This is a genomic window from Bdellovibrionales bacterium, assembly GCA_019750295.1.
Taxonomy (GTDB): Bacteria; Bdellovibrionota; Bdellovibrionia; order Bdellovibrionales; family JAGQZY01; genus JAIEOS01.
This window is the reverse complement of record JAIEOS010000059.1, coordinates 26,650-51,662: the sequence shown is the minus strand read 5'-3', so window position 1 is coordinate 51,662 and position 25,013 is coordinate 26,650. Positions and strand designations below refer to the sequence as shown.

Annotated in this window: 25 protein-coding genes; 18 read left to right on the top strand and 7 right to left on the bottom strand. The window is 45.7% G+C overall.

The features are described 5' to 3' along the window. Positions 1-54: 54 nt before the first annotated feature. The 9 genes from K2Q26_10885 (at position 55) to K2Q26_10845 (ending at position 8,750) form a co-directional block, all read left to right on the top strand. Entirely contained in the window at positions 55-456 is a 402-nt protein-coding gene (locus K2Q26_10885) for a hypothetical protein (GenBank protein MBY0316018.1), read from the top strand. Between the two features lie 108 nt (positions 457-564). Further along, on the top strand, positions 565-1,359 hold the full coding sequence (locus K2Q26_10880; protein ID MBY0316017.1) for a pirin family protein: 795 nt from the start codon (positions 565-567) through the stop codon (positions 1,357-1,359). Positions 1,360-1,420: 61 nt separating this feature from the next. Next, the gene (locus K2Q26_10875) at positions 1,421-2,101 is read left to right on the top strand and encodes an SDR family oxidoreductase (protein ID MBY0316016.1); all 681 of its coding nucleotides are present in this window, start codon (positions 1,421-1,423) and stop codon (positions 2,099-2,101) included. After that, positions 2,095-3,147 carry a 23S rRNA (adenine(2503)-C(2))-methyltransferase RlmN gene (gene rlmN, locus K2Q26_10870; protein ID MBY0316015.1) on the top strand — a complete coding sequence of 351 codons (1,053 nt, stop codon included), beginning with the start codon at positions 2,095-2,097 and terminating at the stop codon, positions 3,145-3,147. Before K2Q26_10875 ends, rlmN begins: the two co-directional genes overlap by 7 nt. A 169-nt stretch (positions 3,148-3,316) precedes the next feature. Beyond that, positions 3,317-5,551 carry an ankyrin repeat domain-containing protein gene (locus K2Q26_10865; GenBank protein ID MBY0316014.1) on the top strand — a complete coding sequence of 745 codons (2,235 nt, stop codon included), beginning with the start codon at positions 3,317-3,319 and terminating at the stop codon, positions 5,549-5,551. 56 nt (positions 5,552-5,607) lie between these two features. Further along, a complete protein-coding gene (locus tag K2Q26_10860) occupies positions 5,608-6,687 on the top strand; it encodes a DNA alkylation repair protein (GenBank protein MBY0316013.1) in 1,080 nt (359 codons plus the stop codon). A 15-nt stretch (positions 6,688-6,702) separates the two neighbouring features. Next, positions 6,703-7,911: a multidrug effflux MFS transporter gene (locus K2Q26_10855; GenBank protein ID MBY0316012.1), complete on the top strand. Its 1,209-nt coding sequence runs from the start codon at positions 6,703-6,705 to the stop codon at positions 7,909-7,911. A 240-nt stretch (positions 7,912-8,151) separates the two neighbouring features. Then, positions 8,152-8,391: a hypothetical protein gene (locus K2Q26_10850; protein ID MBY0316011.1), complete on the top strand. Its 240-nt coding sequence runs from the start codon at positions 8,152-8,154 to the stop codon at positions 8,389-8,391. A gap of 62 nt (positions 8,392-8,453) precedes the next feature. Then, positions 8,454-8,750 (top strand): hypothetical protein, encoded by a 297-nt coding sequence (locus K2Q26_10845; GenBank protein MBY0316010.1) that lies wholly within the window; start codon positions 8,454-8,456, stop codon positions 8,748-8,750. A 16-nt stretch (positions 8,751-8,766) separates the two neighbouring features. On the opposite strand, the gene K2Q26_10840 is transcribed toward K2Q26_10845, so the two are convergent. Further along, entirely contained in the window at positions 8,767-9,999 is a 1,233-nt protein-coding gene (locus K2Q26_10840) for an MFS transporter (protein MBY0316009.1), read from the bottom strand. 89 nt (positions 10,000-10,088) lie between these two features. On the opposite strand from K2Q26_10840, the gene K2Q26_10835 reads away from it, so the two are divergent. Beyond that, on the top strand, positions 10,089-10,589 hold the full coding sequence (locus K2Q26_10835; protein ID MBY0316008.1) for an SEC-C domain-containing protein: 501 nt from the start codon (positions 10,089-10,091) through the stop codon (positions 10,587-10,589). Positions 10,590-10,591: 2 nt separating this feature from the next. On the opposite strand, the gene K2Q26_10830 is transcribed toward K2Q26_10835, so the two are convergent. Beyond that, a complete protein-coding gene (locus tag K2Q26_10830) occupies positions 10,592-11,149 on the bottom strand; it encodes a hypothetical protein (GenBank protein MBY0316007.1) in 558 nt (185 codons plus the stop codon). A gap of 128 nt (positions 11,150-11,277) precedes the next feature. Here K2Q26_10830 and K2Q26_10825 point away from each other — a divergent pair, with 128 nt between their 5' ends. Next, positions 11,278-11,961 carry a DTW domain-containing protein gene (locus K2Q26_10825; GenBank protein MBY0316006.1) on the top strand — a complete coding sequence of 228 codons (684 nt, stop codon included), beginning with the start codon at positions 11,278-11,280 and terminating at the stop codon, positions 11,959-11,961. Here the strand turns inward: K2Q26_10825 and K2Q26_10820 are convergent. Continuing rightward, on the bottom strand, positions 11,958-12,677 hold the full coding sequence (locus tag K2Q26_10820) for a rhomboid family intramembrane serine protease (GenBank protein ID MBY0316005.1): 720 nt from the start codon (positions 12,675-12,677) through the stop codon (positions 11,958-11,960). The two genes, K2Q26_10825 and K2Q26_10820, sit on opposite strands and share 4 nt — an antisense overlap. Before the next feature lie 130 nt (positions 12,678-12,807). Between K2Q26_10820 and K2Q26_10815 the strand changes: the two genes are divergently transcribed. Then, positions 12,808-13,077 carry a YheU family protein gene (locus K2Q26_10815; protein ID MBY0316004.1) on the top strand — a complete coding sequence of 90 codons (270 nt, stop codon included), beginning with the start codon at positions 12,808-12,810 and terminating at the stop codon, positions 13,075-13,077. A gap of 154 nt (positions 13,078-13,231) precedes the next feature. After that, the gene (locus K2Q26_10810; GenBank protein MBY0316003.1) at positions 13,232-13,600 is read left to right on the top strand and encodes a hypothetical protein; all 369 of its coding nucleotides are present in this window, start codon (positions 13,232-13,234) and stop codon (positions 13,598-13,600) included. Between the two features lie 12 nt (positions 13,601-13,612). On the opposite strand, the gene K2Q26_10805 is transcribed toward K2Q26_10810, so the two are convergent. Continuing rightward, positions 13,613-15,439, bottom strand: a complete 1,827-nt coding sequence (locus K2Q26_10805) for an ABC transporter ATP-binding protein/permease (protein MBY0316002.1) — start codon at positions 15,437-15,439, stop codon at positions 13,613-13,615. A 12-nt stretch (positions 15,440-15,451) separates the two neighbouring features. After that, positions 15,452-16,171: a L,D-transpeptidase family protein gene (locus K2Q26_10800; protein MBY0316001.1), complete on the bottom strand. Its 720-nt coding sequence runs from the start codon at positions 16,169-16,171 to the stop codon at positions 15,452-15,454. 111 nt (positions 16,172-16,282) lie between these two features. On the opposite strand from K2Q26_10800, the gene K2Q26_10795 reads away from it, so the two are divergent. The 3 genes from K2Q26_10795 to K2Q26_10785 are packed head-to-tail and all read left to right on the top strand — an operon-like array spanning position 16,283 to position 20,388. Beyond that, entirely contained in the window at positions 16,283-17,134 is an 852-nt protein-coding gene (locus tag K2Q26_10795; GenBank protein MBY0316000.1) for a YihY/virulence factor BrkB family protein, read from the top strand. Position 17,135: 1 nt separating this feature from the next. Further along, positions 17,136-19,100 carry a response regulator gene (locus tag K2Q26_10790; protein MBY0315999.1) on the top strand — a complete coding sequence of 655 codons (1,965 nt, stop codon included), beginning with the start codon at positions 17,136-17,138 and terminating at the stop codon, positions 19,098-19,100. Beyond that, on the top strand, positions 19,090-20,388 hold the full coding sequence (locus tag K2Q26_10785; GenBank protein MBY0315998.1) for a hypothetical protein: 1,299 nt from the start codon (positions 19,090-19,092) through the stop codon (positions 20,386-20,388). Before K2Q26_10790 ends, K2Q26_10785 begins: the two co-directional genes overlap by 11 nt. On the opposite strand, the gene K2Q26_10780 is transcribed toward K2Q26_10785, so the two are convergent. Beyond that, positions 20,336-21,877 carry an ATP-dependent DNA helicase gene (locus tag K2Q26_10780; GenBank protein MBY0315997.1) on the bottom strand — a complete coding sequence of 514 codons (1,542 nt, stop codon included), beginning with the start codon at positions 21,875-21,877 and terminating at the stop codon, positions 20,336-20,338. The two genes, K2Q26_10785 and K2Q26_10780, sit on opposite strands and share 53 nt — an antisense overlap. Before the next feature lie 153 nt (positions 21,878-22,030). On the opposite strand from K2Q26_10780, the gene K2Q26_10775 reads away from it, so the two are divergent. Continuing rightward, entirely contained in the window at positions 22,031-22,795 is a 765-nt protein-coding gene (locus K2Q26_10775) for a metallophosphoesterase (protein MBY0315996.1), read from the top strand. Positions 22,796-22,854: 59 nt separating this feature from the next. On the opposite strand, the gene K2Q26_10770 is transcribed toward K2Q26_10775, so the two are convergent. Further along, positions 22,855-23,475 carry a hypothetical protein gene (locus K2Q26_10770; protein MBY0315995.1) on the bottom strand — a complete coding sequence of 207 codons (621 nt, stop codon included), beginning with the start codon at positions 23,473-23,475 and terminating at the stop codon, positions 22,855-22,857. 227 nt (positions 23,476-23,702) lie between these two features. On the opposite strand from K2Q26_10770, the gene K2Q26_10765 reads away from it, so the two are divergent. Further along, positions 23,703-24,998, top strand: a complete 1,296-nt coding sequence (locus tag K2Q26_10765; GenBank protein MBY0315994.1) for an NAD(P)/FAD-dependent oxidoreductase — start codon at positions 23,703-23,705, stop codon at positions 24,996-24,998. Positions 24,999-25,013 lie beyond the last annotated feature (15 nt).

Genomic DNA, 25,013 nt, shown 5'->3' with positions numbered 1-25,013 from the left:
TGTCTTTTCGCAAGGCTCTGCCTATAAGTGCCCAACCAACACAAAGGAGATTTTATGAAGATGGCTTTGATTCTTTTTTCTTTACTGCTCGCCCAAGGAGCTTCCGCCCAGTTGAATGGATTTAACCGCATTTCTTGCGCCTACAACCAGCAGGGCATGGTCAAAAGACCGGTAGTGACTCTTTCGACAAAATACAAAGGCAATCAACCCGTCGTCACGCTCTCTGTCGCTTACGTCTGGAATGGAAGCAAAGTGATCGAAAATGCCACCGTTACCAGTGCTGGATACACCGAGAACTACGAAGGCTACGGGGTCACCGCGATCACCACTTCTGGAAAAACTGTCGACATCTCGATTTACATTCAAGAGGGCTCTAACGAATCTTGGGTTTCTGTCAATGGTCAGCCTCAAGACCACATGAACAATCTGAAGTGTAACTTCGCAACAGCAGGATAAAAATGATTATCACGGCTCGAGATAGAGACCTCGGCGGGTTTTCCGTAAGACGCCTCCTTCCCTATCATTCTCATCGCATGGTGGGTCCGTTTATTTTTTTTTGATCATATGGGGCCCGCGCAGCTTCCTCCCGGTCACGGGATGGATGTGCGTCCCCATCCTCACATCGGTTTAGCCACAGTGACTTATCTCTTCGAAGGAATGATTGAGCACCGAGATAGTCTCGGGTCATTACAAGTGATTGAACCTGGAGCGATCAACTGGATGACGGCCGGTCGAGGTATTGTGCACTCGGAGAGAACTCCGACGGAGCTTCGTCAAAGTGGATCCCGCATTGAAGGAATTCAGTGTTGGGTGGCTCTTCCTCAAGAGCACGAGGAAACCGAGCCCACCTTTGCTCACCACCCGGCCGACACTCTTCCTGAATTTGAGAAACAGGGAGTTGTTTATAAATTATTGTTAGGCAAAGCTCTCGGTCATGAGAGTCCTGTAAAAGTTCACTCCGATCTTTTCTATATCGACTCTACGATCAACAAAGACATCAAATTCACTTTCCCCACCGAGAATCGTGAAGGCGCGGTTTACGTGATCCAAGGAAGTTTAAAAATGAATGGACAAATCGTAGAGAAAAATTCGCTGGCTGTCGGTGAATCCACTGAAGATATTGAAATCGAAGCGACTTCCGACGCGAGGGTTTTGTTCCTTGGTGGCGCTACCGTCGGGCCGCGATTTATTTACTGGAATCTCGTTTCCAGCTCCGAGCAGAGATTAGCTGAAGCTCAACAGCAATGGAGCCTTGGACCTGGCAATAGTGAACGATTTCCCTCCATTCCCGGAGATGATCAAGAATTTATCCCTCTCCCTACCGACGGCTTGCAAAACCCCAAAGGCACTCCTCTTTGACGGAGTGCTTCTTTTACTTGATGTCAGTTTAACGTAGCTTCCACGGTCATGGAGGCCAACTATGACTTTTTTAATCACCGGAGCCGGACGTGGAATTGGTTTGGAATACACGCGCCAACTTCTCGCCCTTAAGAAAAATGTAATCGCTTGGGTTCGAAACCCTAGCAAATCTACGGATCTTGAAAATCTCCAAAACCAGTATCCATCTCAACTCAAAATTCAAGACGTCGACGTCACTCAAGAGCAGAGTATCATTCAAGCTGTGGCCCAAATAAAGTCGGTCGACGTCCTCATTAATAATGCCGGCGTCCTTTTAGATGGCGAAGACAGCTTCGAAGAGCTTTCTCTCAGAAAAATTGAGGATACTTTTAAAGTGAATGTCCTGGCGCCGATCGCAGTGACGCAAAAATTAATGCCGCTTCTTTTAAAAAGTCCAACTCCAGTTGTAGCGAACATGTCGAGCCTCATGGGGTCCATTAAAGATAACTCAGGTGGCGCTTACTATGCTTATCGCATGTCGAAAACAGCACTCAATATGTTTACGAAGTCACTGAGCATTGACTATCCCCAGGTTAAAACACTTTGTTTACATCCGGGATGGGTGCAAACCGATATGGGTGGACCAAATGCCCAAATTACCATGGAGACCTCTGTGAAAGGTCTGCTCCATGTTATTCTAGAGCCGCAAAAGTACGACAGCGGAGCTTTTGTCAACTACCGTGGGATTGAACTGCCTTGGTAAAAACATCTTTTTATCGACATACATTTAGAGAGTTACAAAAACTTTGTGGCTCTCATCAACTCGTGCCGGACACGTCTCGGCACCTTTACAATTGGTATTATAAAAAGAAAAGACGTGATTTTTGTCAGATTCATAATTTTACCGAAAAAGCCAAAACCTTTGTTCGCGAAAAATTCCACTTTGATCTTCCGGAAATCCATACGGTTCGAGAATCGCACGACAAAACCGTAAAGTTTTTATTTCAACTCCACGACCAGCAAAAGGTTGAAACCGTACTCATCCCGTTTCAGAACAAGTATACGATTTGCCTATCCTCGCAGGTGGGTTGCGCGATGAATTGTTCGTTCTGCTTCACCGGCGAACAAGGATTTAAAAGACACCTCTCTACAGACGAAATTATCGGGCAGTTCCTCCAGGCTCAACTCTGGTTGAGTGAAAAACGTCCTGATGACGATCGTATTCTTAACATCGTCTACATGGGACAAGGAGAACCTCTTCATAACTTTGATGCGGTCAGGGACTCTGCAGAGATCTTTATTTCCCAACACGGACTGAGTCTTGCGGATCATAAAATTACGATCTCCACGTCTGGTTATCTTCCCGGCCTCGAGCGCTGGAAAGCAGAGATGCCGGACGTGAATATCGCTCTATCCCTCCACTCTCCGTTTACGGAAAAACGAAATGAGTTGATTCCGATCAACCGCCGCTTTCCTTTGGCGAGTGTCATAGAAAGAGTGAACGCGATACCGACGGGAAAAAAACGCTTCGTCACTTACGAATACCTGCTCATCAAAGGCTTTAATGACAGCGAGAGGGATGCTCGAACGACCGGTGAACTTTTAAAAGGCAAAAAAGCGTACGTTAACCTGATTCCGTTTAACCCCTTCCCCAGCGCGAAATACGAGCGCCCCTCCGATGAGGACGTTTTAAAATTTAAGTCCTATCTGGACGAGTATAAAATTCCAACTTTGATCCGAACGACCAAAGGAGATCAGATCTTGGCCGCCTGCGGGCAACTCAATACGTCTCAAGCCCATGCCCTTTAACGATCTATTGTAGAATTTATAATTTTAGGCCGCGAAAACAGTTAATTTGCTTGTTTTGACCGGCGAAAACCTTAAGTGAGTGAATCGATTACCAGATGCCTTCAAGGCCATTTCTTTTTGCCAACGAAACATTTATAAACTCGTCAACTCCTACAAAGGATTTAAGTTCATGGTTAGATTATTGGCCCTTTTTATCGCCAGTTTGTTGTTTTTAACGGCTTGTAAAAGTGGTGACGGTGGTGGCGGCAACCCGCCCCCTCTAGCCCTTCCCGATGGATTATTTAATCCCGATGATTTTAACATTCCCCTCTCGGAAGAAAAGTGCGCATCGCCGGGACCGATTGGGCCGAGTTCATCTTGGGTAGAAATTTTTATTCGCGACATTCGCTTCGGAGACGCCGCGTGTGTTAAACGTGATATCCAACTTGGTAAAATCGATGTGAATGTTCCTTTAAAAGAATTTGGGCAATCTGCACCAGCCCTTCCCATTTGGATGGCTCTGCGAAGCTCCTCTCTGTTCTTCGCATCTTCAAAAAACGGAAATTTTGCGGTCGTTAAAACTCTTGTTGAGGCGGGCGCCGACATTAATGTTAAAAACTCGTCGGGAGAAACTCCACTTCATCACGCTCTTCAGAATGATGAAATCTTTATTAGATATCCCAAAGTTGCAGCCTATTTAATTCTGAGCGGCCTTACTGATGATAAATCCTATAATGCCAATGGAGAAACCGCGTTTCACGTTGCACTCCGGAGAAAAAGCGCCGCTCACATTAAGCTCTTCGTCGACAAGAAGGTGGATATCAATATCCCCATGCAAAACGGACAAAAGTCTTTCCTTGTCGCCATCAATAGTGATGTCGATCAATCAACGCTAGAATTTTTACTTGCCAGCGGAATTGATCATCAAATCAAAGATCAACAAGGGAACTCGGCACTTTATCTGGCGATCTCTAAAAAGCACGAATCGTTGGCGCGAGCACTGATTGTGACTCATAAAGTAAATGTGAATGAGTTAAACCACCTCTCCGAGACTCCGTTGCTCCAAGCGATCAGTTCCAATTTAAGCCCAACGATCCATTTGCTTTTAGATAATAATGCAATGGTGGACCTTCGCCCATCAGCGACGACCGCCCTTCACGTCGCTATCGAGAAACAAAACGCAAGTGTGGTGGACCGACTGATCGAGCGTGTGCAGAAGTTCAACGAGCGGAACCAGGCTCAGCAAACGGTAATGCACCTTCTCGCCTCTCAAGGAACAGATCAACAACTGACGCGGGCGATTGCGCGCGGATTTGCGAGGGATGAAAAAGACGTGAATGGCGACACTCCCCTATCTGTCGCTGTCGCCAAAGATCTCCTGGCGCGCACCCAGATCCTTATAGATGCGGGCGCCAATCCCAACTCCCAGGACAACAAGGGACAAACTGTTCTTAGCAAAGCCCGTAGCCGTGCTGTCGCCGAACCGCTCGTCCAAAATAAAGCCTCGCTCAACGTCGAAGACAATAGAGGCTACACAGCAATGTCCAACTTTATTGCTCTTGGAAATGCAGAGCTCGTCAATTACATCCTCGAGAGTGGCGCTGATTTTAAATGGGCGCACAAAGCCAGCGGAGAGAACTACCTCATGGAAGCCCTTCGCAACAATCATCTCAGCATTGCTCAGCAGTTCTTAGAGCGGCAACTCGATCCTAATTCCTTGGATCAAAATAAACAGAATGCCGTATTTTACGTAAAATCCACGGAGGCTCTTGAGCTCCTCGCAAGATACAATGGCAATTTCAATCAGTTGCGGATGGATAAAAAATCTTTTTTCGCTGTGCTGATTCAACGCTATTTAGACTCATCGATTATGGCTTCCCAAGACACCGAGAGTCTGATCATGAAGATTACCGAGCTTGGAGCTGACGTGAACTGGACGACAGTTGATGGAAAAAATGCTCTCCATCTCCTTCTCCCCCAATTCAATACTCCTTTCGACGGCGTCTACCCTGCAGGTCCCAAAAAATTATTGAGTCAGTTGTTAGCTAAAGGGATAAATCTTGGGCAAAAAGAGTTTGTTACCCAAAGCACACCCCTACATTTGGTCAACGATGTGGACGAACTTCAACTTCTTCTTCAGTTTAACCCACCGTTGAAGGCTGTAAACAAAGACAAATATACAGCGAAGGAAGAAAAGAAGTACGAACTCCATTTAGTGGAGCTGGACATCAAAGGCGAAGCTGAAAAGCTTCAACAGCTTCGCGTCACTCTGGAAGAACTGAAGAAACAGAATCCACCAAAGAACGTGGCCATTCAAGATCTCGAACGGCAAATTGATCAAAAAGTACGCCTGCTGAGAGTCCTGGAATTTAGGGCTTCTCATCTCAAGATGATCATCGCCACTCTCGACGGAGTTGGTGGATAATTTTCCCTTTACTTAGGCCGCGAATCGATGAATAACAGCGATTCGCGGAGCAGAGTATGGCCGAACTTTTAAAGAATTATTTAGATCGAAGTTTTGTCGAAAATCTCTCGCTCCAGATCAAAAAAAATTGTGGCCCATTTGATACGAAAAAGTTTAATAGAACAGTCCTTGATTCGACCTGGTCAGATCTAGAGCTCAAACAACGTATTCGCAAAATAGCCCAGCTGCTTTTTGACTTTGTTCCAGGGAAATACGAAGAAAAAATTAACGTTTTAAAAAAGACGATCCCCCACGTTAAAGGATTAGGCGCTCTTCTATTTCCTGATTTCGTGGAAGTCCACGGACTTAAAAACTGGAAAACTTCGATTGAGGCTCTCAAGTTTTTCACTCCCTTTATATCTTCGGAATTCGCAATACGTCCCTTTATTGCTCAAGATCCAGAAGCGATGATGCCTCTTCTCCTCAAGTGGTCGTCGGACAAGAACGAACACGTCCGTCGGCTCTCCTCCGAAGGATGCAGGCCTCGACTCCCCTGGTCCTTTAAGCTTCGAGTCTTTATTGAGGATCCGTCTCCGGTTCTTAAAATTTTAAACAATCTTAAAGACGACAAATCGCTATACGTTCGAAAAAGCGTCGCTAATAATCTCAACGACATTGCCAAAGACCACCCCGATCTCGTTTTAAAAGTGGCTCGCCAGTGGATCGGCAAAAGTGTAGGCACGGACTGGATTTTAAAACATGGCTTGCGTACCCTGTTAAAAAGAGGAGACCAAAAAGCTCTAGAAATTTTTGGACTGAGCTCGGTAAAGCACGTTTCGGTTCCCCAACTTTACGTCTCTGAGAAGCCCTTTAGGATAGGGGGCGATTTCGAATTTTCATTTGATCTTGATTATAAAAGTCGCGAAACTCGGACCCTTCGGGTGGAGTACGCCATTCATTACCTTAAAAAAAATGGATCAACATCTAAGAAAGTTTTTAAAATCAAAGAGTTACTCTTTAGTGAGGGCAAACATTCGATAAAAAAGAAACACTCCCTAAAGCAAATGACCACACGAATTCACTACCCGGGTCAGCATCGTATTGATATTATTATCAACGGCCAAACTAAAGCCTCAAAAACCTTCAATGTTAAATAAAGAAAGCGACGCTCAATGTCTGAGGCGATTCCCAAAAAATCTCTAATCATTCTTATCTTAGGCTCTTTAACTGCGCTAAGCCCTTTTTCCATTGATATGTATCTCCCGGCATTCCCGGAGATCGCGAAAGATTTTAATACGACGGTCGCCAGCGTTTCTCTTTCGTTATCAAGTTACTTCATTGGCCTTTCGTTGGGGCAATTGTTCTACGGGCCCCTTCTCGATCGTTTCGGAAGAAAGAAACCTTTATGTGTCGGACTCGCTCTTTATATTATATCTTCGCTGGGCTGTTTGTTGGCGCAATCGATTGAAGTTCTTATCTGTATACGTTTCTTGCAGGCCATCGGCGGTTGCGCCGCTGGTGTGGCAACAATGGCTATGGTGAGAGATTTATTCTCGACGCAAGAAAGCGCCAAGGTCCTCTCTCTTTTGGTTCTTATTCTCGGAGTATCTCCTTTATTAGCCCCGACAGCAGGTGGCTACATTTCCACTTACTTTGGTTGGCACTCTGTTTTTATCGCTCTGGCCGTCATCGCCGCTCTCCTTCTTCTCACGGTATCAACACTGCTTCCTGAAAGTCATAAGGCGGACCCCTCCGTTTCCTTAAAACTGGGGCCCATATTTAAAACTTTCGGAAAAATCTTAAGGGAACCTCAGTTCTATACCTACGTGTTTTCGGGAGCGGTCGCGTTTTCTGGGCTCTTCACTTATCTCGCGGGTTCGCCGATTATTTTTATGGACGTTTTCGGTCTGAGCGCACAAACCTACAGCTGGATCTTTGCCTTTATCGCCGCTGGGCTTATCGGTTGTAGTCAGCTTAATATTCTTTTATTAAAAAAATACAAAAATGAACAAGTGCTGCAGTTTGGTTTTATCTTACAGGTCGTCGCGGCCATCTGTTTATGCTGGCTGACCTCAATGCGTTGGATTGGTGTTGTGGGAACAGTTGTTTTTCTCTTTACCATTCTTTCGTGTCTCGGCTTAACCAATCCGAACTCCACCGCTCTCGCCATGGCCCCCTTTGGAAAAACAGCCGGGAGTGCATCCGCTCTTATGGGATTTATACAAATGGGTATTGGCGCCCTCGCATCCACGGTTGTAGGGGTTCTCGGTGTTCGAGACATATTTCCTATCGTCGTTGTGATGGCGACCACTTCAACTTTGGCACTTTGCATATTGCTGGTAGGTCGCCGAAAAATTTCGCGCCAAATCATTACCACCTAGACCTATTGATTCCAAAAATTTTCCACTTTGATTTTTGGGAAAATCGCCCCGGAGCCCGTGGCGATTTGTAAACAGAAAATTGAGACCCTCCTATTAAACCGTTTTAAATTCAATTTGGGTCGAATTTAGTCGTTATCGAGCATGGCCTGTTCGTTGCACAACCTGATGCCATGTTATCTCGAGTCTTGAACTTCACGTTCGACGAGATGACGCAAATGGATTTACGTCAAAGGAGTTTTTATGGAAAAAAGAGATTCACAGAATCAAAACAAGAAGATGAGCTCTCACGATGCAGAGAACCAACGGTTTGCGGGATCAAAAGATCAACAATTTGCTGGCGGTAAGTCAGAAAAAGCATCTCAGTACGAAGACGATGACATGGATTCAGATCTCGAAGATGAGTCTGATATTGATGCTCCCTCTCGTCGAGAAGATAAAACTCAGTCTCGCAAAAATGCACAAACTCCTCAGCAACGATAAGAGTCAGTGCATATGAATTAAAAGGGGGCATTTATCGCCCCTTTTTTTTATGGAGGATAGTTATGAAATTTCTATTAACAATTTTTACGATCATGTTTGTTTCTTCCCTATTTATTCTCTCGGCTCATGCCATAGAAACGAGCGTCGCTGATGAAGTGTCGGCCACGAAAACGAATGAGAGAACGAAAAGCACTGAGAGCACGGGTATCAATGATAAAAGCTCAATCTCTGTAAAATCGTATCGGAGTGACTCTCGAGACGACATCATGATGAAGAATAGAAAGATTCAGTTCTCCGATTCGAAAGACCGCCATCCCGTTCCATCTTCGAACTCATCAGGTGAGCCCACAAAGCGATAGTCGTAATGACTTTTAGTTATTTTTCCAGGTCCTTAAGGTCGAGCATACGTAGTCGCGGCGAGGCGCATGCGGCTACGGCCACGGTGATCAGGCAAATGATTCCACCAAAATAAACGGCGGGAACGGTTCCCAGAATTTTCGCCGCAATTCCCGACTCGAGTTCTCCCAGCTCATTGGACGATCCTATAAAGATAGAATTCACTGCAGAAATTTTCCCCCGCATATGATCCGGAGAGAAAAACTGCACTGCCGATGAGCGAATCACCATACTTATACTGTCGAACGAACCGCTCAGTGCGAGAACTCCAAGAGATAAATAAAAGTTTTCGCTCAGGCCGAAGATCAAAATACAGATTCCAAATCCAGTAACGGCAGAAAACAACCAGTGACCTGATCTGCCCTTGAGTTGATGGCGCGCCAAATAGAGACTCATGAGCGCCGCACCCACTGCCGGTGCGGCCCGCAAGGCTCCCAGTCCCTTGGGCCCGACAAATAGGACTTCTTCGGCAAATATAGGAAGTAACGCCGTCACTCCCCCGAATAATACGGAGACCATATCTAAAGAAAGGGCCGGCAATAAAATGGGGTGATTAAATACAAACCTTATACCCGATAAAAACTCATCGCGAATCGAGGCATGTTTATGACGAGTATCTGGAGGAGGTATGTCCTTTTTGACAAGCAACATCGACATACTGGCGCATATGAGTAACACACAAACGATCGACGAAGAAACGATCGCCCCAAAAAAACCAAAAACCAAACCGCCACAGGCGGGACCTGCGATTCGCGCAATCTGCATCGCTGAGCTTGTCATCGCCGTTGCCCGCATGAGCTGATGACGTTCCACCAATCGTGGCACAGAAGCATAGATCGAGGGCTGCGCAAACGACCGTGCCAGTCCTGTTAAAAACGCAGCTCCGTAGAGCAATCCTGCCTGAGTCACCAAACTCATTCGCGCCTCCCATATATGCTCGGCGAGAACTATAGCCCCTGATAAAAAACTCACGTACATGACTCTGCGATAGATCGCCAGTGGACGAGAGCGATCCACAATGTAACCCGCATACAACGCTAAGCCGATGGCCGGAACCGCTTCGGCCAGACCTATAAATCCAAGGGATAAGGGATCTTTAAGTAGTTCGTAGATTCTCCAACCGAGAACTACGGCTTGCATTTGCACGGCAAAAGTAAATAGAAATCGAGCGGAAAGGAGCTTTTTAAAGTCGAGAGGCATGTCGCTCAGCATTTTATGCGAAACCCCAAATCTGTCAATCTCGTCCGTGACGAGACACTCAATTTAGCGCATACTCTTTAACTCTAACGAAAGGATCTCTCATGACTTGCCATTGCGGTAGCGGAATCAATTTCTCTCAATGTTGCGAACCCTTCCTTAAAGGATCCGCGCAGCCTCAGACCGCCGAAGCTCTTATGAGGTCGAGATACACAGCTCATGTGGTTGGTGACATCACTTACATTAAAAACACTTTAACACCTGAAGCCCGCAAACGTTTCGTCGAAAAAGATGTTAAAGAATGGGCGAAATCAGAATGGCTCGGTCTCAATGTGATTGCAGCTCAAGGAAACACAGTAGAGTTTATTGCAAAATACAGAGCTGATGGAAAAGTGATTGAACATCACGAGGTTGCAAAATTTAGAAAACAAGGGGACCGTTGGTTTTTTGCAGAAGGTGACTCTCACACCCATGCGGAGGGACAAGGTCATCACCATCACCCTCCTCAGACACCTATTGTACGAGAGGCTCCTAAGGTCGGTCGCAATGACCCCTGTACCTGTGGTAGCGGATTAAAATATAAAAAGTGTCACGGGGCTGCTTAGGATTAATCTCGCTCAAAGATCAGCGAAACGACCGAGCGACCATTGAGCTCGAAAATGTGAACATCTTTGATTTTGCTAAATCCTATAGAAGAGAGCTCCTGAACAACGGCATTGTCCTTGAGAGCGGATGTCCCCATTCGCTCTAAAACAGAGATATCGTTAGCAGATATAAAACGTTGATCAAGGGTGATCAAAATCTGTTGGACGTGATTGTTTTTTTGAATCGCTCTTTCGAGAACCGAACGATAGACTTTGTTCCCATAAAATTCAGGGTTATCCACCACTCGGTCAACCTTGAGAGTATTTTGCGACAATGTATATTCAATTCCACCGAGGATGGCGCTGCGGCCCGCATGGAAGCCCATAAGAAGTACGTAGCCCTGCTGGCGCTGTTGACCGTTTTGAATCCCGTTCATTGGGGACTGGCTTTCTGCAAATCGGGGGGAGTAGGACCCAATCTTACTAAAGAGCTCAAAACAAACAGGAGCACTTTGCGCCGCCTGAGTTCCAAAAATAGTCACTGTAAACGCCAATAAACTCGTCGAATTCAACTTATTCATTTTAAACCTCTGTACCCCCGAATGAATAACAAGATCTGTACCAAAGATCAGTCCCCCACAAACCCGACCTTTGTCGGTAATTCGAATTCTCCCGAGACCCCTCCTTTCGAGATTGCTAGCATGGACACGTGGAAATAATAAATACCCAACGAGAACTCTGTCGTCGCTGCCGCCAACCCCGATTCGGATGCTTTTGCGAACATATTCAATGCTTCGATCCTCAATTAAAATTTGTAATTCTAATTCATCCTATTGAAGTTCGGCGGCGAATCGCGACGGGGCGAATGGCGCATCTATGTCTGAAGGAATCAGAGCTGATCGAAGGGCAAGATTACACTCACGATAAAAAACTCAACACACTTCTCGCCGATGACCGCTACTCTCCCATAGTTTTATACCCGGGCGCCCAGTCCTTTGATATTTCTCGCGCCAGTCACGACGAAAAACGCGCCCTTTTTCCAAATGGCAAAATTCCTATGATTCTAGTTATCGATGGAACCTGGTGTACGGCGAGAAAAATGATCCATCAGAGCAAGAACATTCAATCACTTCCACGCTTTTGCTTCACTCCAGATAAGCCCTCGCGTTTTAGAGTGCGAAAGCAACCTCGAGAGCATTGTTATTCGACGATTGAAGCCATCCATCACACCCTAGAACTCCTAAGCCCCGCACTAGGCACTCCCACTGGCCAGCACGATGCGCTTCTCTCCGTTTTTGATGTGATGGTGGAAAAGCAAATCCAGCTGGTGCAACAGGCCTTTGATAACCCTCGCCCTAACTCTTACCGAAGGCTAAAAACTCGACTGGTTTAAACTTGGCGATCAGATTCTGATTCGATCGCGTCCCCGAAAAATCGCTGACCATCCTCCCAATCGAATTCGTCATCATAAATATATTCTCTGACTTCGGCCGAACGAAACTGAGCGATGTTTATCCCGTAGTAAACTATCGCGGAACCAATCCCAAAAATAAAACCAACGAAATGGCTCAAATAGCTCACCTCAGGCTTATAGGTTTCCGGAACAAAAATCATTAAAGCTAAAAACAAAGCGTAAGCAAAGCGTCTCTTAAAAATCTTTCTTCGATCGACTAGCAAAAACAAAGTGAGCCATGCAGCTCCCATCCAATAGACAACTCCTGAGATTCCTATCAGAAAAGTCTCCGGTGCCATTGTTTGTAGAACGACCGCGTTAATCAATCCTCCCAGGAGAAGCGCCGCCCATGGGAAAAATAAAAAACTAAAGTGAGCCATAAGTAAATAAGACAGGGGAAAGAATAATAGGGCGTTTCCCAACAAATGATCAAATCCGCCGTGAGCAAAAAGCGAAGTCCATAGCCTCCAGTACTGTCCTTTTGTAAAAACTAAATCCCTCGAGGCCATCATGAAATCATGAATACCTCTGGTGTTGACGACGGAACTCGCTCCCAAGAGCAGTACCAGTCCAATCAGGAGAATCGAAAAGAGTGCTGCAGACTCTTTCGGTTTTTGCGTCAACCAGTTTTCTTTGATTAAGATTTCGGTTTCCATGGTTAAAAGATCGGTCGCTCCTCGAATAAAACAAGGTCCTCGTTGACGTTTCGTGGGATTCTCAACGGAATTCCACAGCTTGCGATATATAATAATTTACTTTGTTAAAATGTTCAGCCATAACTTGTCTATGGAACCAACAAATCTAAAAAAGGATGAGATCCCTCCCATAGAGGTTCCGCCCTCCGCGCTGTCGGAGGAGGCGTTGCACGGAATTATCTCCAATTTTATCCTTCGCGAAGGCACGGACTACGGCTCCGTAGAAGTGTCTTTGGAAACAAAAATAAAACAGGTGGAACGGCAAATTCAAAAGGGTGAAATCATCATCGCATTTGATCCCAACACGGAGACGGTCACGCTACTCACTCAGCAGCAGTGGAAAAAAAATCCTCAATCGTGATACTTTGGTGGTGTAGAATTATGCCCCACGATGGGTTTTTCTTTCGCACAGTCTGTTTGAAGTTCGCTTTATTCGCCGTACGCACGGGTCCCGGCTTTGCAAATTAGGATTTTAGGATTGCGGTAGAACCGCCATCCTTACCAGGAGGAAATTCGTGGAATCCGTAATGTCACAAATCACCAGTAAAGATATTTTGCAATCTGGAACCGGCAGGATGCTGACGTTGTCAGAGGCCATTAAAGAATTTGAAAAGCAGGGGTACACCGAAAACATCGTACCGAAATATGACCATCTCGAATGTCAATCCGGGAAGGTCATCGCTTTTCCAAAAGATTTCGAAGTGGATTGCATGCGTCGAATTGAGAACTCATCGGATCCTGATGATCAATGTATAATCTATGCGATCTCAATCCCCGGAAAAGATTGTAAGGGACTTTATGTAGAGTCTTATGGACTCTACCATGATGAACTCTCAATCGCGATGCTGGATCGACTCAAGCAGAGAGCTACACTCTGCCCTTAATCGACCAACGACTCACACAGGATCAGGTCCTTGTGTGAGTCGAGCGTCTTCCTCCTGCTGCTGCTTCTTCCACATCGAGGCATACTCCCCCTTCTTTGCCAAAAGCTCTCGGTGAAGGCCACGCTCAACAATTAACCCGTCTTTTAAAACTAAAATTTCATCGGCGTCGACGATCGTCGACAATCGATGGGCTATGACTAGGGTCGTGCGATTCTTGGAAACCTCTTTGAGCGACTCCTGAATCGACTTTTCTGTATGAGAATCTAAAGCCGACGTCGCCTCGTCAAAGAGCAGAATCTTAGGATTTTTGAGCATGGTGCGAGCGATGGCGACTCTTTGCTTTTCCCCGCCCGAAAGCTTAAGTCCACGCTCGCCCACTTCCGTATTATAGCCATCTGGTAAACTCATAATAAAATCATGAATTTTAGCCATCTGCGCGGCTCTGCGAATTTCTTCATCGCTGGATCCCGTTTTCCCGTAAGCGATATTGTATCCGATCGTATTATTAAATAAAACTGTATCCTGAGGGACGATACCGATATTCATTCTTAATGAATGTTGAGTCACATCTTTCAAATTTTGATCGTCGATAGAAATGGCTCCCTGTTGAGCATCGTAGAATCGGAATAAGAGCCGCGAGATTGTTGATTTTCCGGCACCGCTGGGACCGACGATGGCGGTCGTCTTTCCGGGACTGACCGTAAAACTGATTCCGTGTAAAATAGTTCTCTTTTCCGAATATCCAAAGACGACATTCTCGAACATCACTTTGCCCTGATGGACCTGCAACTCTTTGGCATCTTTATTTTCTACAATATCGGGACTGACATCGAGAAGTTCGAACATTTTATCCATATCAATCAGACTTTGCTTGATTTCCCTGTAAACAAAACCTAAAAAATTCAATGGAAGATAAAGTTGAATTAAAAAAGTGTTCACTAAAATGAAGTCACCGACAGTCATGGTCTTTTCAACCACACCCTTTGCGGCCAAATACATTAAAAGCACCAATCCAACGCCGATAATAATTCCCTGCCCCATATTGAGCAAACCGAGACTGCTCTGACTCTGAACTGCGGCCGACTCATACCGAGCTAAGGAGGCGTCGAATTGTTTGTATTCGTGCTCCTCATTTCCAAAATACTTCACCGTTTCGAAATTGAGCAGACTATCTACGGCCTTGGTGTTCGCATGGGTTTCTTCTTTGTTCATACGTTGCCGAAATTTTGTTCGCCACTCCGTCACTGCGAGCGTCAAATATACATAGAGAACAATCGTGGTCAAAGTTATAGCCGCAAAAAGAATATTGAACTTAAAAAATAACACCGCGGTAACAAGAAACAGCTCTAGCAGCGTGGGAACAATATTAAATGTCATAAAATGGAGAACAAACTGTATACCGCGAGTTCCGCGCTCGATGACCCTTGAGAGACCTCCCGTTTGACGACTCAAATGAAACTGCAAAGACAAAGAGTGAAGATGTTTAAACGTCTCAAGCCCCACCGTGCGTTGAGCATGCTGCGCTACTTTTACAAAAATCATATCTCGAACTTCGCCAAAGGCCTGCACACTCACCCGCGCCAGTCCATACGCAACGATGATTCCGACGGGGATGGTGAGCAATGAAGACTCCACAGAAAGAGCATCAATAGCGTATTTCAGAAAAAAAGGAACCCAAACGTTGATCACTTTTGCGAGTATCAAGAATAGCATTGCAAAGACCACACGAGTTCTTAGGTTCCAGCGCTGGGCCGGCCAAAGGTGTATTGCCAACTGTCGTAGGGTGTTCCAATGGCTGCGTTCATGTTTTACAGAGGAAGGATCAAATGTATTTTGCATAATGCATGCAGTTTAGCGTGGGAGAAGTTCCAATTCACTCTTTATTTGCTGGTCTAAATGAGTCATCCATGGCGGGTTGGAGACGACAAATGTCCTCGCCTGAACTCTTAAGTCTGTCGGAGCAGAAATAACCGTCCACTGACGGTAATCCACCTTGCTCGCCAGAAAAAAAACCTCCTCGATTCCTGGATCACCGATGGCAATACAGCCCACAGAAACATTTCGGCCATGAATCATGATATCTCCACCTAGATTCGATCGGTTTTCTTTTTTGGCCATTTCACGATCAAACTCATTGGGGTAATTTAAGCGCAAGGATAAATGATAGGAGCTGTTGGGATTCAAATAGGTAATTTTATAAATTCCCTCGGGGACCTGATAATCGCCTTGCTTGAGCTTTGGCCCTGGTTTCCCGCTCGCCGCCAAAACTTTATAGGATTTAATCAGTTTTAATTTCGCTTTTTCGTCACCCGCGTAAAGCTGTAATGATTTTTTATCCTTGAGAAACAGCAGCGTCACCGACTTGGGGGGATAGGAGACTTGAACTTGCGTAAAAGCAGCCTTAAGTCGTTCCTCTGTCGATCGGTGCTCCTCGATGCGCTCTTGAACCGTCTTCGCAGGAAGGCCACGCACTTGGAAAAAATTTCTCAATCCGGGGTGGAATGAAATAGAAACGAAAAGCCCAATGAGTAATAAACCGAGATAAGTTTTAGGCCTCAATGCGTCACTCATGCGATCCATTTTCCCCTTAAAGTGAACTGACTTTCAACTTCAAAAATAAAGATGGCTTTTCTTTTTCTAATGGTTCTTGGCTCACGGACAAAGCTGGGTAATACTATAGCCATGAAAAAAGTGAGATCGTTTTTTTACCGGGTCACCGATGAGTTCATCACAAAATTCAATAAAGATGAAACCACCACATTAGCGGCCTCATTGGCTTTTTATACAGCTCTTTGTTTGGCTCCCACTTTGATTATTTTTGTGACGGTCACCTCTCAGTTTACCTTTGATTTTAAAAATGTGTTTTTAGAGGAAGCCCAACGCTTAGTTGGGGTTGAAGGAGCTCTCGCTTTACAAATGGTGATTGAGAACGCTCAACAGCGCTCCGATTTGCGAGGGTTTGCCGGAGCCCTGGGAATTTTAACTTTATTAATCTCATCGAGTTTCGTTTTTGGTGAACTTCGATTTGCTCTGAATCGAATTTTTCGTTGTCGTACGGAAGAGACCCCTTATATTTCGCTGGTGCACACGACGGTACTGTTTCTTCAAGAGCGTCTTCTTCACGTTATTCTGGCATTAAGCTTTATCTTTATTCTCGCCGCATCACTTATTATATCCTCATATATTTCATCTCCATTTTCTGGAGATCGATCGACGATCATTATAACGGTAAATATATTGATTTCGATTATTCTCTACGGGTCATTTTTTACCGTGATGTTTTTGTATGTTCCCTTTCCACGAGTTCCATTGATGCAAGCCGCCCGGGGCGGTCTCCTAACCTCGGTTCTTTTTGTTATCGGAAAAGAAACAATTGCCATCTACTTGGGCAACAACGGAATGGGCTCTGCCTATGGAGCTGCAGGGTCTGTGATCTTTTTTATGGTTTGGATTTATTATTCGGCTCTGATCACTCTATGTGGAGCGCATTTGAGCTATATATTGAGCCATGTGCGCCAAAAGAAAGTCTCGTGACATGTTTGGGTTAGAACTTTCGTCGCAGGATAAAAATTTTTACTTTTCTCGCTCGACCGTGGCTTTCTTTTTTCTTTTGATCTTCGCGATCACGTCGTTCCCCAGCACGAGTTGGATCAGTAATATCACCAACAACTATCTCCCCATCCATATGGTTCTCGAATTTTTGGGAATTCTTGTCTCGTTCGGAATATTTACCGTGGGCTGGGCGACTTATAAAAACGTGCGCTCCACTGACATCCTCATCCTTGCGGTTGTCAGCTTTATGGTAGGCTGGCTTGATTTTGGACACACCCTTTCATTCTCGGGAATGCCCGACTTTGTCACCGCCAGTGGACCGAACAAAGCCATTTATTTTTGGCTGGCGAGTCGCTTTGCCGGCTCCTTCGGTTTTCTCTATGTCAGTCTATTTAAGCCCGGCGAAAATTTTGACCATCGTCTTCGTGGTTGGCTTATGCTATTTGCGACGTTGTGGATTGGCGGATGGTATTACGTTTTACTTTTCAACATTGACGATTTACCCGTCATGTTTGTGCCCGGCCAGGGACTCACTCCATTAAAAGTAAGTCTGGAGTGGACGATTGTGCTAATTAACCTCGTCGCTGGATTTCTTTTCTTCAAGAAGGCGCGAAACAACGTTGTCAGTTATCACTGGCTCGGGTGCACGTGTTTTATCTTCGCCATGAGCGGTTTCTTTTTTACCAGATATCGAGACTTTGACGACCTCTACAACTTTGCAGGCCACCTTTATAAAGCCATTGGTTTTGTCTTGTTATATCGCGCCGTCTTTATTGAGTGTGTGTCGAACCCCTATCTGGAGGCTCAACGGGCGCGAGACGAAGCGCTCGCGGCCAATACCTCCAAGAGTCGCTTCCTCGCTAACGTGAGCCATGAGCTTCGCACACCGATCGCGGTCATCAAGGGTTTTACCGATATCCTTAAATCGCAGACGCTCGGTGCCGAAATGCGACAATGGGTCGAAGTCATTTCCCGGAACTCCAAACAATTGGGTCTCCTCATCGACGATTTGCTCGACCTGGCCAAAGCCGAAAACGAGAAGATCAGCATTCGTCTTTCTAAATTTAGCGCCGTCGAAATCATCGATGAAATTATTCAAGGATTAAAGCTCCAGGCCGAGAAAAAACAGATTCAACTGACTTTTACCACCGAGGACACACCTTGTTTTATTGTGAGCGATAAGCTTCGCTTCCGTCAGATTCTCACCAATATTATTGGCAATGCCATTAAGTTCACTCACAAGGGATTTGTAGCTGTGAGCCTTAAACGAACCGACGGAGAAATGCTGGAGATCACCGTAACCGACAGCGGGATCGGAATCTCCGCGGAACACATTCAGAAACTATTTAAACCCTTTCATCAGGCTGACGACCCCAATTTGCGCCGCATTGGCGGGACCGGACTCGGCTTAGTGCTTTCAAAAAAAATGGCCAACCTTCTCCATGGTGATTTACTCATCGCCCAAACCGAGATGGGAAAAGGGAGTTCCTTCGTGTTTACATTAAAAAACCAAACTCTGCCGGAAGGCAGCGAAGCTCCCTCCCGGGAGACCGCGACGATTCCTTATGACTTTTCTCATCTGAAAATTCTTGCCGCCGAAGATTCCGAGGACAACCAATACCTTCTCGAGATGTTTATGGCACCGACGAATGCCAATTTAACTTTCGCTAATAATGGACGCGAGGCGGTTGACCTCATGAACCGCGAACAGTTTGATTTAATACTGATGGATATTCAGATGCCGGAGATGGATGGCTTCGAAGCCGTTACTCATATTCGTCAAAAAGGTTGGACCGGACCGATCATTGCTTTATCGGCCCACACCCATCAATACGAACGGGATCGCGCCCTCTCGGTGGGCTTCACTTCGTACCTGGTAAAACCCATATCTCGAGCGAGTTTATGGGAAGCCGTCTCCGTCTATAGCCGAGGACTCAATGCTCCATAAAATCTTCGACGTGAAGCGCTCCGAGCTTTCTCTCTTACTTTGGTCATGGATCTACTTCTTCGCGATTCTTTCCGCCTATTATATTTTACGACCTCTTCGAGAAGAGATGGGAATTGCCGGTGGAATTCATAATCTTCCTTGGATGTATACCGGCACTCTACTTACAATTTTGGTGTGTAATCTACCTTTTGCTCTCCTCGCTAAGAAGTTTTCACGCTCCTCATTGATCACGATCATTTACCGTTTCTTTACTTTAAATCTTTGTTTGTTTTTATTTTTATTTTTTTACTTAGCTCCGGAACAGATCGTTTGGGTTGGTCGTGCATTTTTCATTTGGATTTCCGTTTTTAACTTATTTGTGTGTTCTGTTTTCTGGATGCTCATGGTGGACGTGTTTAATTCCGAGCAAGGCACCCGATTGTTTGGAATTATCTCTGCCGGAGGGACGCTGGGTGGAATTGCCGGATCAGCCGTCACCGCCTACTTCGCAAGTCGCATCTCTCCCTACTATTTGCTTTTAGCCTCGATCTTCTGCATTGAAGTTTCTATTCTCTGTGCGCGAAGAATTTCTAAACTTTCTAAATCGCGGGCGAAAAAAGAAATTCCAACCGAGGCGGTGGGCGGCTCTTTAATGTCAGGTTTGACCCATACTCTTAAATCCCCATATCTCTTAGCCATTTCGGCGTATGTCTTGTTATTTACAATCACCTCGACGACACTCTACTTTCAGCAAGCCGAGATCGTAAAAGCCAACTTTTTAACCCCTCAAGAGCAAACCACCGCCTTCGCAAAAATTGACCTTTGGGTCAATATTCTAACTCTGGTTTCACAAATGTTTTTGACCAGTCAAAGCCTACGCCTGCTTGGAGTCACTCTGACTTTAGCGATCATGCCACTACTGACCCTCGCCGGTTTTTCGATTTTAGTATTTTTGCCCACGATGACCGTCCTGATGATTTTTCAAGCGGCAAGACGAGCCGGAGAGTTTTCGTTAGCCCGACCTACTCGTGAAATCCTATTCACCGTCGTATCTCGCGAAGACAAATACAAAGCCAAAGGATTTATTGATACCGGAGTTTACCGATTGGGTGACCAGGTCGGTGCGTGGTCGCAAGCTTTGATTTACTCTCTCGGACTTGGAATCACCGGAAGCTCTATGGTGATATTGCCGATCACTGGCGCATGGCTCTTGACCACGTTTTGGTTAGGGCAAAAATATAAAAGACTTGCGAAGCCTAAGTCGGCCACATCTGTTGAAGAAGTTCAGAACCGAAACGTTCAATTTTAGCCTCTCCCACACCGTAAACATTTTTAAGTTCATCCAGGGACTGCGGATTCACCACGGCAAGATGGCGCAGAGTTTTATCGCTAAATATAATAAACGCGGGGGTATCTAGCTCTTCCGCTTTTTTCTTTCTCCACGCACGAAGATCTTGAAACCGTTGCTCTTGTTCCCCATTTAAAACTGCGTCTTCAGATTTATCTCTTTTGAGTTTCCCTTTTTTAGCGCTGGCGGGCTTAGCATGCCCCAACTTCAGTGGCTTGATCGGAGCCTTAATTTTACGATCCGACTGAGGATCACAAACATCACAGTGCCCACAACTCACAATTCTTTGAGAGTCTCTGTAGTAGGTCAAGATTTCAGCGTGACGACACTCTCCACCTTCCGCATAATTCACCAAGGTATCAAGGGTCTGCCAGCGGGAACTTTTGATGTTGGCGGGCGCATCGGATCGCTGAATAAAAAAGGACTGAAGCCCCTTATCTTTTTTGGAATAAAGCATAAGACACGTTGAGGGCTTCCCATCTCGGCCCGCTCGTCCCATCTCTTGATAGAGCGAATCGATATTTCCCGGCATCTGAAAGTGAACCACTAACCGCACGTTGGGATGATCGATCCCCATCCCAAATGCGTTTGTCGCTACTAATATTCGAGTCTCACCACGCTGGTAGGAATCCTGAGCTTCCGTTCTTTGTTTAGGAGTCATACCGGCATGGTAGTAGCCGACTCCCGAAAACTTCTGCTGAAGGATGTCGGCGACCTCTTCGGTGATTTTGCGAGTTCCACAATAGATTAAGATTCGGCCCTCAAGATTTTGCGTAAGACTCTGAAACAGAAATTGATACTTCTCACCATCATCGGCACACGTCTCTACTTGATAATACAAATTGGGGCGATAGAAACCGTGAATATGTCGTTCGGCCCGCTGGATCCCCAATTGGCGAGAAATGTCATTGAGCACGGCCGGTGTTGCCGACGCCGTCAGAGCCAGAACCGGAACATCGGGACGGAGTTGTTTGAGGACTCCCAGAAGGGCGTATTCAGCTCTAAAGTCGTGCCCCCATTGCGATACACAGTGGGCTTCGTCAATGGCGAAAACGGCAATATTTTTATTCATAATCCACTGTTGAAAACCAGGCTTTTGGGCCCTTTCTGGCGAAAGATAAAGAATAAATGTTTTCGACTGCTGTTGTTGACGAAACACTTCGCGTTTCTCATCATCAGACTGACCTGAGTACAAACATCCCGCAGGAATATTTTGGCGATGAAGTGATGCCACTTGATCCTTCATCAGTGCGATCAAGGGCGAAATCACGATCACTAATTTTTGTTGTGCGACGGCGGGGAACTGAAAGCACAAAGATTTTCCGCCCCCGGTCGGTAGAACGGCCAACACGTCTTTCCGGTTAAGAACCGCAGAGATAATCTCTCTCTGCCCCGTGCGAAAAGCCGTAAGGTTAAAATGTTCCTGGAGTGTGTTCTCGAGACTCGTCATGGTTTAATGTCGCAATTCAGTAGCAAATCATGTTCTTGGTTATGGTCGACCATAATAAGGCCATATCTACTAAAAAACAATTCCCGTCTCGGAATCCACCGATCTTTGGGTGTTTTCATTGACGATAATCAAAAGATTCTCCATATATGATTCATGAAGACGATACTGCATCTCTCTGACCTTCATTTTGGCAAAACCCATCCGCCCGCCCTAGCGGCCCTGGAGCGCTTTTTGAAGAGTCTAGAGAAAAAGCTCGATCTCATTATCGTCAGTGGAGATTGGACGCAGCGAGCCCGAAGATCCCAATTTAAAGAAGCGGCCGACTTTATCGATCGCATTCAAACGCCAATTGTGTCCGTGCCCGGGAATCATGATATTCCGTTGTATGACGCCTTAATACGGATGGCTAATCCTTTTTCGCGGTATCGAGAGTTTATTAAGCCTCGCACTCTCTCGGAGTTTAGCGACAACAGTGTCGCCATCGTTGGACTTAATACGGTCACTCGCTGGCGGACTGTCGAGGGACACATTTCACAAAAAGACATATTGCGAGCTCAAAAAATTTTTAAGGAAGCCTCGCCCCAAGCTCTTAAAATTATAATCACCCACCATCCGCTGTCGCGGGGACAAAAACATACCAAACTTCGCCCGAAAAAATTAGCCGACGAGCTGTTCGAACTTCAACCTCATCTTGTACTTAGCGGTCACTATCATCGTACCACCGTCGAACACATTGAGCGTAGCGAACATAAAACTCTTCATCTGGCTGCTGGGAGTGCGATCTCCAATCGCCTAAGAGGAGGAGTGAATGAGTTTCATCTGATCGAAACACATCCATCAGAAATTCACGTTACGAATTACTCATTAAAGGACGAAGGCTTTTTAGCACTCAAAAGCACGGACACCTATAAATTATAAAAAAAATGCCTCCCCGGTGAGGGAGGCATCAACATGAGAGTGTTGCCGAGAGTGGTGAATTAGAACCAGTATTTAACGATACCATTCATAGAGAATGTATCAGGTCCACCGCCACTGCTAATCAGGTATTTGGCGTTTAAACCAAGAGAGAGATACTCTCGGGCTTTTTCCTGAAGTGGGATATCGAATCCGACGACAGGCATGACACCTAGATAAATATTGTCATCACCAAGAAAGGATTCGAAGATTGGGCCAGCACCTAGTCCCACAAAGCTATCTCTGAGAAGGACAATATTACCACCGAAGTTGTAAGTCCCCTTCATCAATAACTTTGTACGAGTAAGATCCTCGCTCGTTCCCGCATCTTCAATTTCGTTGGACGACGATGAGAGCTCCATACCCAATCCGAAAGGAATGTAGGGTTGGAATCCTACATCTAAACCATATTCTGCTGCCGATTGAAAACGACCCTCAGGATCAGCGAACCCTGCGATAATACCAACGTGGGGTTTCCACTCTTCAATGCCTTGGGCATCGGTAGGTTTTGGAAAAGTCCCTACACTTTTGTTACCGGCATCTGTTTGTGCATTTGCCATTGCAGAAATGAGTAGAACAATAAACCCGATGGAAATCAGTTTCATGCTCGTACTTACCCAGTTATAAATCGTGTTCGCTGTCATTGTGCCTCCTCAAGCGCGTTTCTTAAACTTTACTCGTTTCTGCAATTGCAAAACGAAGTCCAACTTCACTTAAAGATTTTTTGCCAACGCAATGAGCAGAAGTTCGATAAGATCAATTTAAAGAGGTGAAGACGCAATCAAGACCATAGTTGTAAGGCAATTCTCCCAAGAAATATCGGGGCATTTCTCCTCTTGCTCGTGGACTCAGGCTCCTATACATCTCACTCATGCTTATTGCTCATCCCACCCAACATCGTGATAAAAAAATAGTCGTCATCATCGGGGGTGGGTTTGCCGGTCTTAACGCGGCAAAAACCTTAAGTCGAAATTCAGACACCTACGTCATTCTCGTCGATCAGAGAAATCATCATCTGTTTCAGCCTCTTTTGTATCAAGTGGCAACGGCGGGCCTCAACGCCGCAGACATTGCGGTGCCTATACGGAGTCAGTTTGCTCATATTAAAAATGTCGAAGTTCATTGGGCGAAGGTCACCGACGTCGATTTAAAGAATCGGAAAATCAGTTCTAAAATCGATCAGTGGGAACTGGCCTATGATTATTTGATCATCGCCTGCGGAGCTCAGCACAGCTATTTTGCCCATCCCGAATGGGAAAGCTTTGCTCCTGGACTCAAAACATTAGAACAAGCCACAGAGATTCGTCGCCGAATTTTATCGACGTTTGAGAATGCGGAAAATGAATTAGACCCCGAAAAACAAAAACCGCTGTTAAATTTTGTGGTTGTGGGTGGAGGCCCGACCGGCGTTGAACTGGCTGGAGCTATCGCCGATATCAGTCGCACAGTTCTCATCAACGACTTTAAACGCGTCGATCCTTCTCAAGCGAATATTATTCTTGTAGAAGCGGGCGATCGAATTTTGTCGTCTTTTTCTGAGGATCTTTCTGCAAAGGCCGAAAAAGATTTAAAAGAACTGGGAGTGGATGTTCGAACCTCCTCTCGAGTGAATAATATCACCGCGGAGGGCGTGCAAATTGGCGACACCTTTATTGCCTCTCAATGCGTGTTCTGGGCGGCGGGTGTGCAGGCGACACAATTAAATATTCATCCTCCGCTCGAGATGGATCGGGCTGGGCGTATCTTAGTCAATAAAGACCTCACTGTTTCCGAATTTAAAAATGTTTTTGTCACTGGAGACATGGCCGCTTTTGACATCGCACCCGGGAAAACTCTCCCCGGTTTAGCTCCTGTGGCCATACAGCAAGGTCGACACGCAGCTCAACTCATCAAAGCGGATCTTCGTGGCCAAAAAGACAGACCGGAATTTAAGTACAATGACAAAGGTCAAATGGCGACCATCGGTAAGAATAGAGCGGTTTTAATTTCGGGAAAATTAAAACTCTCTGGACGATTGGCCTGGCTCGCTTGGTTGTTTGTTCATGTTTTTTACCTCATCGGCTTTAAGAATCGCGTGGCCGTAATGGCGCAATGGGCGTGGTCTTATTTGTTTTCTAAGCGCGGAGCGCGATTGATTACCGACCGGGAATGGCGACTTAAAAAGTAAGCCCCGACCAAAGTT